General features: G+C 62.6%; 15 protein-coding genes and 1 pseudogene. 8 read left to right on the top strand and 8 right to left on the bottom strand.

Features of this window, described 5'->3' with window-relative positions:
- Positions 1-116 precede the first annotated feature (116 nt).
- Complete coding sequence (locus ACQ4LY_RS17300; protein WP_431073517.1) at positions 117-3,533, top strand: hypothetical protein; 3,417 nt, start codon at positions 117-119, stop codon at positions 3,531-3,533.
- Positions 3,534-3,632: 99 nt separating this feature from the next.
- Here ACQ4LY_RS17300 and ACQ4LY_RS17295 read toward each other — a convergent pair.
- Both ACQ4LY_RS17295 and rfbB read right to left on the bottom strand, forming a co-directional pair.
- Positions 3,633-4,181 (bottom strand): annotated as a pseudogene (locus ACQ4LY_RS17295) (dTDP-4-dehydrorhamnose 3,5-epimerase family protein); the annotation flags it as partial.
- Positions 4,182-4,192: 11 nt separating this feature from the next.
- Entirely contained in the window at positions 4,193-5,191 is a 999-nt protein-coding gene (gene rfbB, locus ACQ4LY_RS17290; protein WP_431073515.1) for a dTDP-glucose 4,6-dehydratase, read from the bottom strand.
- Positions 5,192-5,277: 86 nt separating this feature from the next.
- Between rfbB and ACQ4LY_RS17285 the strand changes: the two genes are divergently transcribed.
- Entirely contained in the window at positions 5,278-6,894 is a 1,617-nt protein-coding gene (locus tag ACQ4LY_RS17285; RefSeq protein ID WP_431073513.1) for a DUF2142 domain-containing protein, read from the top strand.
- A gap of 54 nt (positions 6,895-6,948) precedes the next feature.
- A complete protein-coding gene (locus tag ACQ4LY_RS17280; RefSeq protein WP_431073512.1) occupies positions 6,949-7,833 on the top strand; it encodes a hypothetical protein in 885 nt (294 codons plus the stop codon).
- A gap of 117 nt (positions 7,834-7,950) precedes the next feature.
- Here ACQ4LY_RS17280 and ACQ4LY_RS17275 read toward each other — a convergent pair whose 3' ends face one another.
- The 4 genes from ACQ4LY_RS17275 to ACQ4LY_RS17260 are packed head-to-tail and all read right to left on the bottom strand — an operon-like array spanning position 7,951 to position 11,408.
- Entirely contained in the window at positions 7,951-8,907 is a 957-nt protein-coding gene (locus ACQ4LY_RS17275) for a glycosyltransferase family 2 protein (RefSeq protein ID WP_431073510.1), read from the bottom strand.
- A 13-nt stretch (positions 8,908-8,920) separates the two neighbouring features.
- Positions 8,921-9,346 (bottom strand): GtrA family protein, encoded by a 426-nt coding sequence (locus tag ACQ4LY_RS17270; protein WP_431073508.1) that lies wholly within the window; start codon positions 9,344-9,346, stop codon positions 8,921-8,923.
- A complete protein-coding gene (locus ACQ4LY_RS17265; protein ID WP_431073506.1) occupies positions 9,343-10,305 on the bottom strand; it encodes a Gfo/Idh/MocA family protein in 963 nt (320 codons plus the stop codon). The genes ACQ4LY_RS17270 and ACQ4LY_RS17265 overlap by 4 nt, the downstream gene beginning before the upstream one ends.
- Positions 10,302-11,408 carry a DegT/DnrJ/EryC1/StrS family aminotransferase gene (locus ACQ4LY_RS17260; RefSeq protein WP_431073504.1) on the bottom strand — a complete coding sequence of 369 codons (1,107 nt, stop codon included), beginning with the start codon at positions 11,406-11,408 and terminating at the stop codon, positions 10,302-10,304. Before ACQ4LY_RS17260 ends, ACQ4LY_RS17265 begins: the two co-directional genes overlap by 4 nt.
- A gap of 97 nt (positions 11,409-11,505) precedes the next feature.
- Between ACQ4LY_RS17260 and ACQ4LY_RS17255 the strand changes: the two genes are divergently transcribed.
- The 5 genes from ACQ4LY_RS17255 (at position 11,506) to ACQ4LY_RS17235 (ending at position 17,604) form a co-directional block, all read left to right on the top strand.
- Positions 11,506-12,222: an acyl-ACP--UDP-N- acetylglucosamine O-acyltransferase gene (locus ACQ4LY_RS17255; protein WP_431073502.1), complete on the top strand. Its 717-nt coding sequence runs from the start codon at positions 11,506-11,508 to the stop codon at positions 12,220-12,222.
- A gap of 68 nt (positions 12,223-12,290) precedes the next feature.
- Entirely contained in the window at positions 12,291-13,166 is an 876-nt protein-coding gene (gene rfbA / locus ACQ4LY_RS17250) for a glucose-1-phosphate thymidylyltransferase RfbA (RefSeq protein WP_431073500.1), read from the top strand.
- Positions 13,167-13,247: 81 nt separating this feature from the next.
- Positions 13,248-15,203 carry a rhamnan synthesis F family protein gene (locus ACQ4LY_RS17245; RefSeq protein ID WP_431073498.1) on the top strand — a complete coding sequence of 652 codons (1,956 nt, stop codon included), beginning with the start codon at positions 13,248-13,250 and terminating at the stop codon, positions 15,201-15,203.
- The gene (locus ACQ4LY_RS17240; protein WP_431073495.1) at positions 15,200-16,414 is read left to right on the top strand and encodes an acyltransferase family protein; all 1,215 of its coding nucleotides are present in this window, start codon (positions 15,200-15,202) and stop codon (positions 16,412-16,414) included. The genes ACQ4LY_RS17245 and ACQ4LY_RS17240 overlap by 4 nt, the downstream gene beginning before the upstream one ends.
- Positions 16,411-17,604: an alginate O-acetyltransferase AlgX-related protein gene (locus tag ACQ4LY_RS17235; RefSeq protein WP_431073493.1), complete on the top strand. Its 1,194-nt coding sequence runs from the start codon at positions 16,411-16,413 to the stop codon at positions 17,602-17,604. Before ACQ4LY_RS17240 ends, ACQ4LY_RS17235 begins: the two co-directional genes overlap by 4 nt.
- Before the next feature lie 51 nt (positions 17,605-17,655).
- Here ACQ4LY_RS17235 and ACQ4LY_RS17230 read toward each other — a convergent pair whose 3' ends face one another.
- Positions 17,656-18,507, bottom strand: coding sequence for an NAD-dependent epimerase/dehydratase family protein (locus tag ACQ4LY_RS17230; protein WP_431073491.1), 852 nt, complete (start codon positions 18,505-18,507; stop codon positions 17,656-17,658).
- Positions 18,504-19,589 carry an NAD-dependent epimerase/dehydratase family protein gene (locus ACQ4LY_RS17225; RefSeq protein WP_431073489.1) on the bottom strand — a complete coding sequence of 362 codons (1,086 nt, stop codon included), beginning with the start codon at positions 19,587-19,589 and terminating at the stop codon, positions 18,504-18,506. The genes ACQ4LY_RS17230 and ACQ4LY_RS17225 overlap by 4 nt, the downstream gene beginning before the upstream one ends.
- Between the last annotated feature and the right edge of the window lie 95 nt (positions 19,590-19,684).

Here is a 19,684-nt window from a genome sequence, read left to right as displayed (position 1 = left end):
CTTCGACACGCCGACACGCCGATGGCCAAAATATTGCAACAGTGGCATCATCACGCAACTTCCGTCACACTGGTCACATGTCTCGACGTGCCCCACGCTCTCGAAACACCCTGAGGATGCCCCGGGTCCTCGCCACGTTCGTCGCAGTCATTGCGCTCGTGGTCGGTGTATTCGTCCCTGTCGCCTCTGTCTCCGCAGCGCCCACAGCCACGATCGGTGCGGCTCAGGGCAGGGACATCAAGATGTCGTTGGACGGCTTCGACCCCGGCAACATCATCAGCGATGCGGTGTTCACCGACCGCGGAACCATGACGGAAGCGCAGATCCAGGCGTTCTTCAACAGCAAGGTGTCGCGGTGCCAGGGCGGATCGGACCGTTGGGGCCCGATCATCTGCCTCAAGGACTTCACCATCACATCGGTGAACCGCCCAGCCGACCGATACTGCCAGGGCTACACAGGCGCTGCCAACGAGTCGGCGGCGCGAATCATCTCCCGCGTCGCGCAGTCCTGCGGTATCAATCCTCAGGTGCTCATCGTCATGCTGCAGAAGGAACAGGGGCTGGTCACCCACACGTGGCCGAGCATGAACCGCTACAATGCCGCGCTCGGGCAGGGATGCCCGGATGGGGGCGTCGCTTGCGATCCGAACTACGTCGGCTTCTTCCACCAGATTTACGGCGCAGCGCGCCAGATGCAGATCTACATGGAAGGCCGTTACTTCACCTACTACGCGCCGGGCAAGACGTGGAACATCCTCTATAACCCGAACCGCGCCTGCGGGAGCTCTCCCGTGTACGTCGCGAACATGGCTACGTCCGCGCTCTATTACTACACGCCCTACCAGCCCAATGCGGCCGCGATGCGCTCTGGGTACGGAGAAGGCGACGGATGCTCGGCGTACGGAAACCGCAACTTCTACAACTACTTCACTGACTGGTTCGGCTCGACGAAGTCGACCGGTGCGCGTGTGCTCCGGGATTCTGCCACCGGCGCGACTTACCTCGTCAGCGGCTCCGTGAAGTACTCGTTCCCCACAGCGGAGCGCGCGGCGCAGTTCACTTGGATCTCTCCCGTGCAGACCGTGAGTACGTCCCAGCTCGCAGGATTCACCGATGGTGGTCAGGCGCCCCGCGCCATCAAAACTGATCAGTATCAGGTGTTCCTTCTGGACAGCGGACGCCGGTTCCGCATACCTACATGTGAGCTCGCTGCAGACTATGGCTGGAGTTGTGCCTCGCTTCCGATGGTGGCGCAGGGGCAGGCGAACGCATACCCGGACGCCGGATACCTCACGCCAACGACGCGTGCGCTCGGTGCGAACTGGCTCATTCAGGGAGGTGCCCGGCGCGAGATCGTCGACACATCGCTACTGGCGCAATACGGCATGTCTACGGCCGTCAGCCCGGTCGCCGATTCGCTGGTGAGCGAGTACCCGCTTGGAGATCCTGTACTCGGAGCGGGCATCTACGGCGATGCAACTGGAAAGAGCATTGCGATTCTCCAGGGCGGTGCAACCTACTCCGTCTCCGCTCAAGGACAGGTCGACGCACTCCGAGCAATGTCGAAACCGATCTCCGTTGCATCGATGGGCAAACTTCCGGCGGTGGGTGACCTGCCTCTGGCAGCGAAGGTCGACGGCATCTCTTACGTTCTTAGCAATGACGGGTGGATGGCTTCCGAAGCGTACGGAAGCAGCGTGACGTTTGCCTCACTGCCGACGCGCTCGCTCGCCTCTATGCCGATCGCGCCCGCCGCGTCAGGACCGCACTTCGTGCGGGAGCGCTCTAGCCTCCAGGTCTTCTTGGTATCCGGGGGGGTTCTGCAGGCGGTGTCGGCCGAGGAGCAGCGTTGGATAGCTGCAGCCTACGGGGTGCCGGTCGCCGTACGAATCGTCGCCGACACTGTCCTCGGAAAGAGTTCTTCTGCGGGTTCTGGCCTTGTCAAGACGTCCGATGGTGCGGCATATCTGATCGATGGAACCAATAGGTATCGGTTCACCAGCTGTGGGCAGGTCGCTGATTGGGGTCGGGACTGCGCGCAGCTCGCTGTCGTGAGTCCGTCTCAACTCTCGCAGGCGACCGACCGCGGTTGGCTGACTCATCTGGTGCGGAAGTCAGACGGGACGACATGGCTCGTTCAGTCCGGAGCGCGGCGTGAAGTGGTCGATCCCGCAGTGCTTGCTCCCTACGGGATCAGCGGGGCTTCCACTTCGCTCTCGAATTCTGTCATCGAGCCGGTGTCGGTCGGGTCACCGGTGCTCGCCTCGGGGACATACTCCGACGGCGGTTCCGGGCTTGTCCTGGTCAACCTCGCCGGAGCCTTCACGGTTCCCGCTGAGAACCGTCTTCCCGTGGTGGTCTCTGGTGTACGGAAGTTGACTGCGGCGAGCTTCGCTCTCGTCACAGCAACCAGTCCTCTTCCCTCGAGGATGATCAGCGACGGTAAAGCGATGATGCTGACCGATCAAGGCTGGTTGCAGGTCGACCCAATGCAGTACGGAGGTCAACAGCTCTTCACTCAACTCGGATCGAATGGGTGGACTGGAGTAGCGCTAGCAGGCACGGAGACACGGCCACACTTCGTGCGGGAGACATCTTCCTCGCAGATGTTCCTCGTGTCCGGTGGAGCAGTGCAGCCCGTCGAGGACGACGCAGCCCTTTCATGGATCGTCGCACGGTTCGGAGTGCCGTCGAAGCTCTGGAAACTCCCGGACGGAGCGATCAAGCGTGTTCCGCTCTCTCTGGGCCTCGTATTCCGGGATGCGAGTGAGCGGGCGTTGCTCTCTGACGGGACAACTTACTATCAGTTCGCAAGCTGCGCTGCTGCGTCGGGTTACGGTCGAGGATGTGACGGGGCGCCGACGATCTCGCCTGATCAGCTCGGGTTGGCGAATGCAGGCACCCTCGCCTCGTTGTTGAAGTCGCCCGATGGCGTGCTCTGGCTCGTTCAGGGGGGACAAAGGCGCGAGGTTCCCGATCCTTCCCTGCTTGCGCCCTACGGCATCGGTTCAGCATTCACGTCGGTCTCTGCAGCGCTCGCTACCAGCTTCCCCCTCGGCGCGGCGGTCGTGGGAGTCGGCGCTTACAAGGACGCCGCGGGCGAAACACGTCTTCTCACCAGCGGCGGCAAGGTTATCGATGTTCCTGCGGCTCTGCGAGTCGATGCTCTGGTCGCGCAGTCGAAGCTGCTGACGGCCGGGTCCTTCGCCCAACTCAAATCGACCGCAACTCTGACACCCAGGGCTGAAGTCGCCGGAGCGTATTACGTGCTCGCGGCACAGGGCTGGTTGCGGGTGGAGAGATCGAATTACGGATCGCTGGCTTTCGCTACGACCACTGCGGACGTGATCTCTGCAATCCCGTCTGCGGGAGCGGCAACAGGTCCACGATTCGTTCGTGAGTCCAACAGCAGCCAGGTCTATCTCGCCTCTGGAGGACTGACTCCGGTCTCGACGGAAGAGCAAGCCAACATCACACGGCTGTACGGAGTTCCCAGCGCCGTGCTGATTCTTGCGCCCGGTGCACTGCGGTAACCTCACGCACGTCGCTGAGATCAAAACAGTCCCCCTCCGTCTCAGGAGGGGGACTGTTTCAGTCAGAAGCGATGAGTGATCGAGTGATCAGTTGAATCGCATCGGAGCCACATCGACGAGACGCGGGTGCGCCAGGTCCTTCGGGGACAGTTCGGCGTGCTCGAGCGGTACCGGCCAGTTGATCGCCACCGTCTCATCGGCGAGGTTCAGGAATGTGTACTCTGCCTCGGGCGACCAGTGCGCATTGACCAGATACGAGTACGCGGTAGAGTCCTCGAGCGTTTGGAAGGCGTTACCGACGCCACGTGGCACGTACACCGCCGTAGAGGGCGTGATCACGGTCGTGTACACGGTTCCGAAGCCGTCGCCCGCGCGAAGGTCGACCCAAGCGCCGAAGACGCTCCCCGTCGCAACGGAGATGAACTTGTCCCAAGGCTCAGCGTGGATACCACGGGTGGTCCCGCGCGTCTTGTTGAAGGAGATGTTGTTCTGCACAGGGCCCAGGTCCGGCAGGCCGAGGTCGAGCATCTTCTTCCGCTGCCAGTTCTCCTTGAACCACCCGCGGTTATCGCCATGGACAGGAATGTCGAGGCGTTTGAGGCCATCGATGGGCGTCGGCTCGACAGAGAGCGGAAGGCCGAACTGCAACTCGTCGGCTCTCACTGTCCCGTCTCCGCATACTTCCGCTCGGTGGCGGCCTTCTGGGGACGCCACCACTCCTCATTCTCCTTGTACCAGCGCACAGTATCCGCGATTCCGGAGGAGAAATCGGAGTAGCGTGGGGACCAGCCCAGCTCGTCGCGCAGCTTCGACCAGTCGATCGCGTACCGACGATCGTGGCCGGGGCGATCGTTGACGAGGTCGTATGCATCCGGGCTCTCACCCATCGCCTCGAGGATCAGCTCGATGACCTCGCGGTTCGTCTTCTCTCCATCGGCACCGATCAGATAGGTCTCACCGATCCGGCCGCCATCCAGGATGCGGAGCACAGCGGACGAGTGGTCGTCGGCATGGATCCAGTCCCGGACATTCAGTCCGTCGCCGTAGAGACGCGGATGGATACCGTCGATGAGGTTGGTGATCTGGCGCGGGATGAACTTCTCGACGTGCTGTCGCGGACCGTAGTTGTTCGAGCAGTTGCTGATCGTGGCCTGAACGCCGAACGATCGCACCCATGCGCGCACAAGGAGGTCCGAACCGGCCTTCGTGGAGGAGTAGGGGCTGGACGGGTTGTACGGAGTGTTCTCGGTGAACCGTGCGGGATCGTCGAGCTCGAGATCGCCATACACCTCGTCCGTCGAGACGTGGTGGTAGCGAATGCCCGACTTGCGGGCGGCTTCGAGCAGCGTGAATGTGCCGATGATGTTCGTCTCGACGAACGGAGCCGGGCCCGTCAGGGAGTTGTCATTGTGGGACTCAGCGGCGTAGTGCACCACAGCGTCGTGCTCTGAGAAGAGCTGACCCACGAGTTCGGCATTGCAGATGTCGCCCTCGATGAAGCGGAATCGATCTGCCGGAAGACCGGCCAGCGAAGCACGATTACCCGCATAGGTCATCTTGTCCAGCACCGTGATGGTGTCGTCTGTGTTCTCGAGTACAAAGTGAACGAAGTTGGAGCCGATAAAGCCGGCGCCTCCAGTGACCAAGAGTCTGCGCATCCAGCAATAGTACCTGTCGGGTCTTCCGGGATCGGTCGGGAGGGAGGGCTTCGGGTACAGCAGTCAACGCCGGATATACTCGCCAGGTGGCTGAACATCCCGAGAAGACTGCACCATTCCGTCGATGGCGAATCGTGGCGATTGTCCCGCTGCTTCTCATGATCGCCTTGAGTTCTTGGGCCGTTGCGTCGCCTGTCGGCGGCGCTCCCGATGAGAACTTCCACATCGCAAGCATCTGGTGTGGCGCCGGCGACCGCCCCGGGCTGTGCGAGACCGACTCTGACGAGCCTGGGAAGCTGGTGCCTTGGGGCACGGTCGGTGCACAGTGCTTTGCCTTCCGACCAGACATTCCGGCCAGCTGCCAGGAGGACGTCCTCGGATCGAACCCCGAGCGCCTGGTGCTCACCGAGCATGTGAACGCGACGGCGCGTTTCTACTCTCCGATCTACTACGCCGTGATGAGCCCGCTCGCGTCCACCAACGTGCCGGCATCCGTAGTTGCGATACGCATCCTGAATGCACTGATCTTCGTCCTGATCGCCTCCACGCTGTTCTTCCTCCTCCCCGTGCGTCGACGACCTCTGCTGGTGGTTTCAATGGCCGTGACGCTGGTGCCGTGGGGGATATATCTGCTCGCTTCGGTGAACCCCAACGGGTGGGCTGTGCTTGCAGGCGGCACGTTGTGGCTGGCCGTCCTCGGATTCATGGAGACGACAGGCAAGCGAAGGGTGGCGCTGGGCGTTGTTGCGGCCATCACGGCGGTCATCGGAGCGGGTGCCCGCTCCGACATGGCCGCCTACGCCGTGCTAGGAATGGTCGCTGCCGTTGTGCTGGCCGGAAAGACACAGCGCGGTAGGCGATTCTGGCTGTCACTGATCCTGCCTGCGGTTCTCTCCGTCGTTTGCTTCTTGCTCTTCCTCTCCGCCCAGCAGATCGGAATATGGCAGAACGGCGCAGCACCCGGGAGCGGGGGAAGCGCTCGCCAGGGTCTTGGACTCCTCGCCTACAACCTTCTCAACCTTCCATCACTCTGGGTCGGGTCCTTGGGAACGTGGCCACTCGGTTGGAACGATGCGGCTATTCCTCCATTCGTTTGGGTAGGTACGATGTTCGTCGCCTCGGCAGCGATCTTCACTGGCATCGCGATGATGGCTCCTCGAAAGCTGCTCGTCCTCGCTGTGACAGCCGTCGCCCTCGTGGTCCTGCCCCTATATTTGCTGCAGCGCAGCGGCACCGAAGTCGGCGGTCTCGTCCACCCGCGTTACTTGCTCCCGCTCATCATCATGTTCGTCGGGTTCGCCATCTTCCCTGTGGGACGCCGACTGGTCCGACTCACACGGCTGCAAATGTGGGTCGCTGTCGCTGTGCTCTCCATCGCCAACTCTGTGGCGATGTACAGCAATATCCGGCGCTATACACTTGCAGGTGATCCAGGCGTCTGGCTGAGCTCGGAGGAGAGTTGGTGGTGGGAAGCGGGCGTGCCGCAACCAATCGTTGTGTGGATCTTCGGATCGGTCGCGTTTGCAGCGACACTCGCGGTTCTCGCTCAGACGATGTTCTTGGACCGCGCGGCCGCTGACCTCGCGAGCTTCGACGAAGTCGGTGACCGAGTCGCCGCTCGAGCACACGACTCTTCCTCCATCCTCGACTCTGTCGATGGGGACCCGGCGAACGCAGGACGGGGTCCGCGTTCCAACACCTAGCGAGTCCGTCAGCAGTTGTAGTGCGGAGTTTATCGATAGCGGTACGGTGAGGACGTGGATATTTCTTCAGCACCGCCAGCATGCGGACGTGTTTCTCGTCTTCGCACCAGGGCAGGCGTGATTGTCGCCGTTGCGATCGGACTGCTTTTGGTGGCGCCTGGCACTCAGGCAAGCGCGGAGATCCGTCCGGTTCCCGAAGCCGAGGGGTACGAGTACCTCCCCGGTGAGCCGGCCATCTGGGGAAGCGTGGGCGGTACGGTGGGTGCCTACTACGACAAGGCCTGCACGGGAGGCTACGCGATCGCCGGGGATTCAGGCTTCTTCCTGACGACGGCCGCGACCTGTGGATGGATGATCGCCTCCGATCGGAGCATCCGGGGCGAAGCAGGCAACTATGCGGATGTGTTTGCCACTCGCGCAGAAGATCCGACAGTGCTGCTCAAGATGCGGCCCGGCAATAACGCTTACCAAATTATCGTCGACCCGACGACAGGTTCTTCTCCCGGCAGCGGAATGGTTCAAGGCTGGACTCGCAGCGTCGACCAGCCTGTCGGGCTACTCGTCGGCAAGATGGGCATCGATACCGGGTGGACCGAGGGGAAGGTTCTCGGCATAGCGCCGGGCCGCTTCGGCGAACTGCTGTTGTGCACTGACGCAGCTGCGTCAGCGGGCGATGTCGGTGGACCGGTTTGGCGGTACGACTCCAACGGATTGCGCGCGTTGGGGACTGTCGTCGCACTCACGGACGCAGGCGGGGCGTGCTACCGGCCGATCCAAGAAACCCTGTACCACTACGGCGCCTATCTGCCGTCGTTCGGCCCGCCTCAAGGTCGCCCCAGCTGGGGCACGTTCGCACCAGGGATGGTCGCCTACCAGGGAACCGTGAACGCCACCTACTCGGGTCGAACTATTGACAAGGGCGACGACTGGCGCCAGTGAGACACCGGTGGATCGGAATGGCGAGGGAGTAGTCCTCATCCTTCCACTCCGGACACCTACAACGCGCTGAGACGATGAACTGTCACCTGGGATCCCTTGACCCCAGGTGACAGTTTGTCAGTTGAAGGGTTCGAACTCGGGCGAGGAGGGGCTTCCCTGAATGTCGAGTTGCAAGGCGCTGATGAGCATCTGCGTCCCCAACATGAGAGGCAATGCCGCGAGCATGACCGTGGCAGCTGTGGCAACCACTGAGCTGGCGATCTGAAAGCACACCCACACGGCGACGCCGAGACCGACTATCGAAAGCGCGAGGCCGAAGAAGAGGAGAAGTGCGACGGGCGAGAACGACCACAACACATAGCGATACCAGACCCGCCGCCAGAACCCACGGAACAGCAGGTTCATTAGTTCCGGAACGACTTTGGACAGACGAATACTGGACACCTCCTCGCCGTACTTGGCGGGGATCGGTACGTCGACGGCTCCGACCTGGAGGATGTTCAGATGGATGAGAAGGTCGTTCTCGAAGCTGTACCGGGGGGAGACGCGGTCCAACGGTACGCGTGCCAAGACCTCTGTTCGGATCGCCGTGTACCCGTTTTGAGGATCGAAGAGATTCCAGTAGCCCGATGCGACCTTGGTCATGAATGACAGGACGATGTTTCCGAAGACGCGGTAGCCGGGCATTCCCTCGAAAGACTCCGGAGCGAAGAACCGGTTTGCCTTCGCGAAACCGTAGCCATCTTTAGTGACACGATCCAGAAGATCCGGCAGGAAGTCGGGATTCATCTGAGCGTCACCGGCCATGACGACGTTCACGTCAGCGCCCAGCTCCATGGCGGCGCGATGTGCGGTTACGATGGCTCCGCCGACTCCTTGATTGACCTCATGACGGATCAAGGTCACTCGCGGATCTGAAACAGCGTTTGCGGCTCCACTCGTGTCGTCGGGGCTGTGATCATCCACGATCACGATGTGGTCGACATAGTCGGGCATGGTCGTGATGACCGTCCCGATCATCTTCTCTTCCTTGTACGCCGGCACGACGGCGGCGATCCGGGCTCCGTTGTACACGGTGTCCTCTCTTTCAGCGGCTGCGGTCTGCGAAGACCCAGTACCGATACGCGAAATAGTTCCAGATTGTCATTGCGGCGGTGGACGCGATCTTCCCCATCGCCCAACCCGCGGGTGTGAGATCGATCAGAGCGACGATCCCGGCGGTCGCGACCGTATTGAAAGCCACGAGAAGTGAGTACTTCAGCAATGCCCTCCCGTGCGGTTCCTGTGAACCGAAGGTGAAGTAGCGCTGGATCGAGTAGGTGAAAACAAAGCTGATCACGAAGGCTGTGCCCGCGGCCAACCAGGTTGGCCAACCGAACACTTCGTGCAAGAGGGCGAGAAGGCCCAGATCGACGAGGAAGGCTAGTCCTCCGGCGAGGAGATAGCGGACTCCGCTGTAACGCCGCTTCTTGGTCCCGGCCGAGTCATCGTCTCTCGGCGGGACGGACGTCATGTTTGTTTCCGTTCCTGGATCACGTGATCAATCACCTGATGGGACGGCAGGATCGTGGCTCGCTCAGCGGCAGCGTCCGCACCTCCATCGATGACTTCCATGAACCGAGCGAACTGCGCTGTAAGTGGCTCGGGGGAGGGAGGAATCTCGGGAATCTCGATGATGGTCTGCTGTCGGTAACTGGGGCCGTCATCTACCGAATCCTCAGAGACGTGGTGGTAGATCGTCAGGTTCCGGCGAAGCAGATCGACTTCGATCAGTCGATCCAACTCGTGGATTGCAAGGGTGCGGACCTTGTGTTGACCGACACGGCTCGCAGAGATCTGGGCGACAGCGCCGCCTTCGAAGCCGAGGATCGTAGAGGCGACGTCCTCGGCGTCTGCGGCCGACTCCGGGTGGAAGAAGCCGAGCTTGGACGAGACAGTTGTCGGCTGCGTTCCGATCAGATTGATCGCCAGATCGACATCATGGACGAGAAGATCCCAGGCGACTCCGGTGCGAATTCTGGGCGCGTAGGGCGAATGGCGCGTGGCGGTGATATGCAGCGGCGCGTGCATCGCAGCTCGGGCGGTGATAACTGCGGGGTTATACCGTTCGAGTAGCCCGCACATCATCGGAAGATCACGAGACTCGGCCAGCGCAAGGATTTCTTCGGTCCTCAGCAGGCTGTCCGCCACAGGCTTCTCGATCAAGAGGGGGCGGTCACTACCAAGAACCTGCATCGCCAGTTCATGGTGCGCCTCCGTCGCGGCAGCGACCACAACTGCATCGTATGGTTCGAGGTCGGGAAGCTCCGGATGCCAGGTGGCACCGAACCGAGCGGCGACCGCCGAACCCACGTCTTCGCGAGGGTCTACAAGAACAGCGAGCTCGGCCGAGTCGGACTGACTGATGACGCGCGCGTGGTGCGAGCCCATATTTCCGGCACCGACGAGCACGACCTGCTTCTTGACACTCATGAGGCCGCGGAGACGATCTCGGCCACGGTCTCAGCAACGCGGTCAAGCTCGCCGTCGGTCAATGCGGCATGAACCGGGAGCGAGAGCGCCTGCTTCGCGAGAGATCGTGCGATCGGAACATCGCTGACCTGGACCTGCGGGTTGGATCGGTATGCGTCGTAATCGAACACGAGCTTCGGGTAGTAGATCCCGTTGCCGATGCCCTTCTCGGTGAGCTTCAGCGAGAGCTCGTCGCGAGAGATTCCCGCTTCGTCCGTGACGCGGATCGTGTATTGGTGCCAGACATGTCCGCGTCCCGCCATCTCGCTCGGGACAGTGATCCCTGGAACTGCCGAGAGAGCTGACGACAGACGGGATGCGTTGACTCGACGGCGAGACACCGTCTGGTCGTAGCGCGCAAGCTGGGGGAGTGCCAGCGCTGCCTGGAGATCAGTCAGACGGTAGTTGTTGCCCGCCATCTCGTACTGGTACCGAGCGCGCATTCCCTGATTCCGGAGCAACCGGAGTCGATCTGCCAGCTGGTCGTCGTCAGTCGTGATCATGCCTCCTTCGCCCGTCGTCATGTTCTTCGTCGCGTAGAACGAAAACGTTCCAAGCCCATAGGAGCCAGCGAAGCGGCCGTGGTAGGTCGCTCCTTGAGCCTGAGCGGAGTCCTCCAGGATCCTCAGATCGTGCGTCGAGGCGATCTCCTGGATCGGATCCATGTCGGCCATCTGCCCGTACAGGTGCACAGGTGCGATGACTCGCGTCCGACCGCTGATCCGGGCCCTGATCGACTCAGGATCGATGTTGAAGTCATCGTCGCGAGCGTCGGCGAACACAGCGGTCGCGCCGGATTCGAGAATCGCATTCAGCGTGGCGACAAAGGTGAACGGCGTGGTGATGACTTCGTCGCCAGGCTTCAGATCCAAGACCTGAAGAGCTGCGATGAGAGCAGTCGTTCCGTTGTTCACCGCGATCGCGTGCGCGGAACCATACCGCTCAGCGAACTGGGTTTCCAGCTGGGCGACCTTGGGTCCTTGTGCGATCAGACCGGAACGAAGGACCTCGAGGACCAGCGCTTCTTCTTCTTCGCCGAAGCGGACGTTGGTGATAGGTATCATGTGCTTCCGTATGTTCAACTAGGCATCGAGGCATGCAGATGCCCCACAAATCTATCCGAGTGTACAGCCCCATGGGACAAGCGACAGCGAGGCAGAAATGAACACCGTGCACCCATCGGCGCTGATCTCCGATGATGTCCTGCTGGGCAAGGGCAACACCGTTGGGCCGTTCGCCGTCATCACTGGGCCGGTAGTCATCGGCGATGACAACTGGATCGGAGCCGGTGTCGTGATCGGTGCGCCGCCCGAAGTCCGCAGCTTCGGGCACCCCCGGTCCGAGTCGGATTCTATGGGGGGCGGCGTGGTGATCGGTGATCGCAACACTATTCGCGAGTATGCCCAGGTCCATCAGGGGTGGAAGGGGCAGACCCGTATCGGCGATGACGCATTCATCATGAACCAGTGCTACGTGGCGCACGACACCGTCATCGGCAACCGCGTGACGCTCGCCTCGAGCGTTCTTCTCGCCGGTCACGTGTCGGTGCGAGATGGCGCGAACCTCGGCCTTGGCGCGTCGGTGCATCAGTTCTGCGAGATCGGGAAGGGGAGCATGCTCGGCATGGGCTCGGTCGTCGTCAAGGAGATCCCGCCCTTCGCGAAGGCCTTCGGTAACCCTGCTTCCGTGCGCGGAGCGAACTCCGTGGGGATGGCAAGGTCCGGAGTGGACGTAGCGGTCATCGAGGCTCTGGCTGCTGTTTACGAAGAGCGGGTGATCGGTGACCAAGCCGTTCGTGTGCTTGCAACGCTGCCTGATGCCGAGATGCGAGATTCCGTCTCTCGTTGGCTGTTGAAGTCGGAACGGCGACCGTCTTAGGCTGACGCGCTGGTGGTTCGAGTCCGCGCCGTTTGCCTGCGAATCGAGAGATAGGGAAGACTGGTCCCATGCGTGGCATCATTCTGGCCGGCGGGACCGGCTCTCGACTTCATCCGATCACCCTCGGCACATCCAAGCAACTGGTGCCGGTGTACGACAAGCCGATGATCTACTACCCGCTGACCACGCTAATGCTCGCTGGGATCCAGGACATCCTCGTGATCACGACCCCTCACGACGCCGAGGCGTTCGAGCGGCTGCTGGGCGACGGATCCCAGTTCGGCGTCTCCATCACCTACGTGCAGCAGACCTCGCCTGACGGCCTCGCCCAAGCTTTCACTCTGGGTGCCGACCACATCGGGGGCGATACTGCAGCGCTCGTGCTTGGCGACAACATCTTCTACGGTCCGGGTATGGGAAGCCGACTGCGTCAGTTCGCCGACATCCAGGGCGCCGCGGTGTTCGGATACTGGGTCGCCGACCCGACTGCCTACGGCGTGGTCGAGTTCGATGACGCAGGTCGTGTGCTCTCCATCGAGGAGAAGCCTTCGGCGCCGAAGAGCAACTACGCCATTCCCGGTCTCTACTTCTACGACAACGATGTGGTCGAAATCGCGAAGGATCTGAAGCCCTCTGCACGCGGTGAGCTCGAGATCACCGATCTGAACCGCGTCTACCTGGAACGAGGCGACCTGCGGGTCGACATCCTCCCGCGCGGTACCGCATGGCTGGACACCGGAACGTTCGACTCCTTGAGCGAGGCCACCGAGTTCGTCCGAACGGTGCAGAAGCGCCAGGGGCTGTCGATCGGCTCGCCTGAAGAGGTGGCGTGGCGGATGGGATTCCTCAGCGACGACGAACTGCGCACCCGCGCCGAGCCCCTCGTGAAGAGCGGATACGGGCGGTATCTGCTCGACATCGTCGAGCGCGGTCTCATCAGATAGGTCGACTAGAATCCGAGGGCGTGCCGCGTGACGTCCCTCGGATTTTCATGTGCGCCCGGACAACGATTGAGAGTGCAGATAGTGAAGCGTCAGGACGTTCCGCAGGCGAAGCCTTTCCCTGAAGGCGGCAAACGGGTCATCTTCTACCTGTTGTACGACGAGCGGGGAGAGGTCGACGACTACGTCCCGTACAAGCTGGAGCGTCTCAAGCCGTTCGCGGACCACCTGTTCGTCGTCTCCAACGGTCGACTCAAGCCCGACGAGAAGGCGAAACTCGACGGGATCGCCGACACGGTCTGGGAGCGCGAGAACGAGGGCTTCGACGTCTGGGGCTATAAGACAGCCATGGAGCAGTTCGGCCGGGATCGCCTCGCCGAGTACGACGAGCTGATCCTGATGAACTACACCTGGTTCGGACCGGTGCGCCCGTTCGACGCTCTCTTCGAGCGGATGGATCAGGAACCGGCTCATTTCTGGGGCATGACGGACTACCCGAAGTTCACGCCGAACCCATACACCAACAAGGGCGTGCTCCACCGCCACCTCCAGTCGCACTGGATCACCGTGCGCAAGGAGATGTTCCTGAGTGACGAGTGGAACGAGTACTGGGACACGATGCCGCCGGTGAAGTCCTACGTCGACTCCATCCTCGGGCACGAATCGCGTTTCACGCACCACTTCGAAGAGCTCGGCTATCGCAGCGCTGTGGCCTTCGCCCGCAAGGACTATCCGTCCACGCATCCCGCGCTCTTCAATGCCGACCTCCTCATGGACGACGGGTGCCCCGTCCTCAAGCGACGGGCTTTCTTCCACTATCCGCCGTACCTCGATCAGCACGCGGTGATCGGCAGATGGACGCTTGAGCGCGCCGAGCAATACGGATACCCGGTAGAGCACATCTTCCAGAATCTCGTGCGCCACTCCAAGCCGCGAGACCTGCACGCCGACGCATCGATGCTCGAGGTGCTGCCCGACGTCGACGTCTCCTTCGATCCTGAACGCCCTCCCAAGATCGTCGCCACGGTCCACATCTTCTACGAGGACATGACCGACGAGCTGCTCGACCGCTTGGTGATGCTGCCTGTGGCCTTCGACCTCGTCGTGACCACGACGAGCGATGCGAAGGCCGAGGCGATCCGTGAGGTGCTGGAGCGTCGCGCAGATGACAAGGTGTCGAACATCGACATCCGCGTCCTGCCCTCCAATCGCGGCCGCGATGTCAGCGCCTTCCTCATCGCCTGCAAGGACGTCCTCGAGCCGGGCAGGTACGACCTCGTCGTCAAGATCCATTCCAAGAAGACGGCTCAGGATTCCTTCAACGCCGGTCGGTACTTCAAGGCTCAGCAGCTGGACAATGTCCTGCACTCGCCGGGGTTCGCGGCGAACGTCCTCGCCCTCTTCCAGAAGGAGCCGGGTCTCGGGATCGTCTTCCCGCCGATGATCCACATCGGCTATCCGACCATGGGACGCGGATGGTACGACAACCGCAAGCCCGCCGAGAAGCTCGCGAAGGAGCTCGGCATCCGGGTGCCTTTCGACGACGTCTCGCCGCTGGCCCCTTACGGATGCATGTGGGTCGCCCGTCCCGAAGCGCTGTCGATCCTCACGCAGCACGAATGGGAGTACGAGGACTATGCTGCGCCCGACGAGCACCGCGATGGCAGCCTCGCCCACGTGCAGGAGCGTCTCGTCGCGTACGCGGCTGCTGAGCGCGGGTTCCACGTCCGCACGGCGCTGAGTCTCGAGCACGCCTCCATCAGCCACACCGCGCTGGATTACAAGCTCGACCAGGTCAGCGCCACGATGCCTGGCTATTCGATCGACCAGATCCAGTTCCTGCACCGTGCGGGCTGGCTCGGACACGGGGGCATCGGCGCTCTCACCAGGGTCTACCTCAAACTGCACTACCCGAGGGTGGCTGAGTTCCTTCGCCCCCTGGATCGACCGGCGCGGATCGTGCTCGGTCGGTTGCGTCCTATCCTCCGTCCGCGTCAGCATCTTCGTGAGCGACGTCTCCGCAGGGAAGAAGAAGTATGACCTCGCTGAAAGACGCGTTCAACCCTCGAAGCAACAGCATCGGATTCCTGAGGTGGTTGCTCGCCTTCGTCGTCATCTTCTCGCACGCGGGACCACTCGCAGGGTTCTACGGTGGGCATGACCTGGGAACCCAGTTCAGCACCGAGCAGTCGCTGGGAGGCGTCGCGGTCGCCGGCTTCTTCTTCCTCTCGGGTTACCTGATCACCAAGAGCAGGATGGGGCGTTCGTCCACGGCGCGCTTCTTCTGGCGGCGCATCATGCGCATCTTCCCGGCGTGGTTCATGGTCCTGCTCCTCACCGCGTACGTGCTCGCGCCCATCGCGTACAACCACGAACACGGCACGATGGACGGCTTCTGGAACGCGACCGAGGACTCGCCGTTCACCTATTTCTCGAACAACATGTGGTTGCCGCTCATCCAGCACAACATCGCCGGGATGGGAAAGATCATCCCGTTCTTCACCATCCACGGCGGCTACGAGTGGAACGGATCCGCCTGGACGCTGGCATTCGAGTTCACGGCGTACATCCTGGTCGGCGTCCTGGGCATGGTCGGCGCGCTCTCGCATCGCCTCGTCGGAACGATCATCGCGACCGGCATCATCGGCCTCGCCATGATGCAGTGGTTCGGCTTCGGCGCGCTCACCAACCTCGCGCCCGTCTTCAGCGACTACCGTTTCCTTCTGCTGATGGCTCCATTCGCATTCGGAATGCTGTTCGCTCTGTGGGACGACAAGATCGTGATCGACAACCGTCTCGCGATCGTCCTGGCATTCGTCGCCGTCTGGACCTACGGCAAGGGTGGCTGGCTGGTCTTCGGCCAGTACGCGTTCTGCTATGTGATCATGTGGTTCGCTATCAAGGTGCAGTTCCTGCGCAACTGGGACAAGCACGGCGACTTCTCGTACGGCATCTACATCGTGGCGTGGCCGTTGATGCAGTTCTCGGCATACTTCGGGCTGGAGAAGGCGGGCTGGCTCGTCTATCACCTCGTGATCGTCGCCGCCTGCCACGTGTACGCCTACCTGAGTTGGCATCTGATCGAGCGACCGGCGCTGCAGTTGAAGGACTGGACTCCTCGATGGGGAACCAGGTTGCTCGACCGCACCCATGACTTCCGGATGAAGTGGATCGGGCGCGTAGACCCGGGATACCCCGCGCGTGTCGCCGCACGACGTTCGCCGCGCCGTGTGGAAGGAGCCGTCGCGTGACCGCGCCCGGAGTCCCCGTCCACGGAGCTCAGATCCCGTCGCCGGTCTGGTGGCGCCGCTTCCGGAACATCCCGCTGACGATCCTGGCTGTGCTGTCGCTGATCGCAGCGATCGTCGGGTGGACCGTGCAGTATCAGCTCGATCAATCGAACAACGCCGCCGCCGCTGTGCCTGAGGCTGCGGCGGACTCGGATGTCGGCTCCGTCTGTCGTCGACCCGTCGATCTTCCCGCTCAGACGACGTGGACTGATGATCGCGCCGCCTCGGAGCAGGCGTGGACCGCTCGCAGTGCTGAACTCGCAGGACCCGTCATCGAAGGCAAGGACGGCTGGTACTTCTACAACGACCAGATCGAGCAGAACTTCTCGCAGGCGATCGGTCGACGTCTGCTCACGGTCTCCGAGATCACGAAGTGGCGTGACTACTTCAGCTCCATCGACGAAGCCCTCGCTGAGGAGGGGATCGAGCTGAGCATTCAGATCACACCTTCGGCGACCAGTGTCTATCCGCAGCAGCTTCCCGACTGGGCACAAGAGCTGCGCGGACCGACCCCGCTGGATCAGCTTCTCCTGGACTCGCCCGATCTCCCGATCGTGGATTTCCGTGCCGACCTGCGCGACGCGGCGGGGGAGAACGCCGTCTACACGCCTGTCAACAGCCACTGGACCGACTGGGGCGGGTACATCGGGTGGCAGACCTACGCGGAGTGCCACGACTCGCTATACCCGGACAACCCTGAGATCGGCGTCCCCCCGGTCGTGGGAGTGAAGGACACAGGCACTTTCAACGAGTACGCGCAGTACGGCGTCGCTGACACGGGCCCGGCCTGGAACGCTCCGGAGTACGCGGAGACGCTGCCGGAGATCACGGTGATCGACAACAAGCAGGAGACGAAGGTCACCTCCGGTACGACTCCCGTCGATCTGCTCGCGCTTCCCGCCACGACGATCAACGACGCATCGGCGAGCCCGCAGACCGCGCTGATCCTTCGGGATTCGATGGGGGGCGCACTGTCGTCTCTCTGGAACCAGCAGTATGCGCAGACCTGGCAGCTGCAGCACCGCTACGACGACTGGTCGAATCCGCCGAACTATGCTGCCCTCGTGGCGCAGTACAAGCCGGACGTCGTCATCATCCAGCTTGCTGAGCGCCATCTCGTGAATGCTCCTCCCGGCACGAGCGGGTACTGACGAAGAAGGCCCTCGGGGATGATCCCCGAGGGCCTTCTCGCGATCCAGGCTTCAGCCTTCGCGCTGCATGACCTCGTTGATGGTGGCTGCATCGCCCCATACGCCGGGCGAGTCATATGGGCGATCGGGGAACGCCCCGTACTGCAGCGTGATGTCGAGGTCGTGCGCAACGATGAAGTCCTCCACCTGAGCCGCGAGGGACTTCGGTTCGCCTGTGGAGCAGTTCACGGTGCCTTCGATGTCGGTCGCGTCGGCGAGTGCGGCGAGCTGCCGGCCGAGGTCTTCGACACGGATGAAGTCGTAGAGGTTCTTCCCTGTCGTGAAGGGGAACTCGGTGCGCCCCTCGTCGGCCGCTTCCAGGAGCTTGCGGAAGACGGAGTTGCTTCGCCGGTCGTCGCCGTAGATGTAGTAGGCACGGGCCCAGGCGAAGCTGGTGGCCTCGGGTAGCGCGAAGGGCAGAGCTCGACGCAGAGCGTCCTTCGCGATGCCGTACTGCGACCGCGGATTCGTCGGCGTCGCAGCCGTGATGGCACCTTCCCAGTACCCGACCTCATGCATGGTCCCGAGCGCGACGATTCGCGGCACACCCGCGGACGCCGCCGCGGTGAGGAGGCGATAGTGCGCCGAGAGCTGTTCCATGTGGGCGGGGGAGTTGTGCTGGAAGCCGTCCTTCCACGCGAGGTGCACCAGAGCAGACGCGTCGGCCCAATGGCTGGGACTGAAGTCGGCATTCAGGATGTCGGCCTCCTCGACGGTGGCCCGATCATCGAAGATCGCGGCCGAACCGGGGCGGACGACCGCGACCACGTCGTGACCACGATCAGCGAGAGCGGTGACCACGTGCGGGCCGAGGTATCCGCCCGCACCGGTGACGACCACGGGTCCTTGTGCTGTGTTGCTCATCGCTCTGCGCCGTTCCGTTCGAGGTACCAGTTGACGTATGCCGAGATACCGCTCCGCCAGTCGATCTGCGGCGCCCATCTGAGCCGGGCGACCGCATCCTGCACCTCGCACCAGGCATGGCGAACGTCGCCTTCGCGGTATCTGCCTGTGACGACTGGTGCAGGTGCCCCGAGCTCCGTTGCGATGGCCTGGGCGACCTCGAGGACGGATGCCGGGGTTCCCGTTCCGATGTCGTACATCGAGGTGCCCGTCTCGGTGTAATCCGCTGAGATGACCCTCGCGAAAGCCGGCGCCACATCGTCGATATGGACGAAGTCGCGCAGCATCGCGCCGTCCTCGTAGACGGGGATCTCCTTGCCCGCGGCTGCGAGACGCACGAAGAGCGCGAGGATCCCCGTGTAGGGGTTTATCAGCGACTGGCCGGGGCCGTAGACGTTCTGCAGGCGGAGGATGCTGAGGTCGACGCCGCGAGACGCGCACCAGGCCGATAGCAGGCCTTCCTGTGCGAGCTTCGTCGCGGCGTACACGTTGCTCGTGTTCGCGGGCGTGATTCCCGCATGTGCGGCGAGAGGCCGCGCACCGGGGAAATCCCATTGCCCGGATTCGAGCTCATCATGCGAGCGCTGCGGACGCGTCCGCTCCTCGCCAGTGCTGTCGTCGCGCCACACACCCTCTCCGTAGACAGCGCGCGAGGATGCGACGACGATCCGTCGTGGTGTCACATCGTGGCGGCGCAGCGCTTCCATCAGCTGCGCGGTGCCTTCGACATTCACCGTCGTGAAACGCGAGGGATGGTCCAGTGACAGACCGGTGTCCGTCTCTGCAGCGAGATGCACGATGACATCAGGAGACCAGTCCGTGAGCACCTCATCCCAGGTCGCGGGGTCGACGATGTCACCGACGACGAGTTCGGCATGCGGAGCCAGTGCCGAGGGGCGCTCCTGGCTCTCGTGGATTCTCGGGTTCAGCGTGTCGACGGCCACCCAACGGAGATCCGGGGTCGCTGCCAGGCGGGAAAGCGCGCAGCCGATGAAGCCCGCTCCACCGGTGACCAGAACGCCCCCGTGTGTGGCCTCGCTCATGAAGACCCTCTCTTGCTGATTCGTGCAGACATATCCAGTCGAGATTACCGGACGAGCCGGTTCCGAACCTGATCCCGCGCGGCGACACCGAACGC

Source organism: Microbacterium phyllosphaerae, assembly GCF_050628115.1.
Classification (GTDB): Bacteria; Actinomycetota; Actinomycetes; order Actinomycetales; family Microbacteriaceae; genus Microbacterium; species Microbacterium phyllosphaerae_A.
This window is presented reverse-complemented; position numbering and strand designations above follow the sequence as displayed.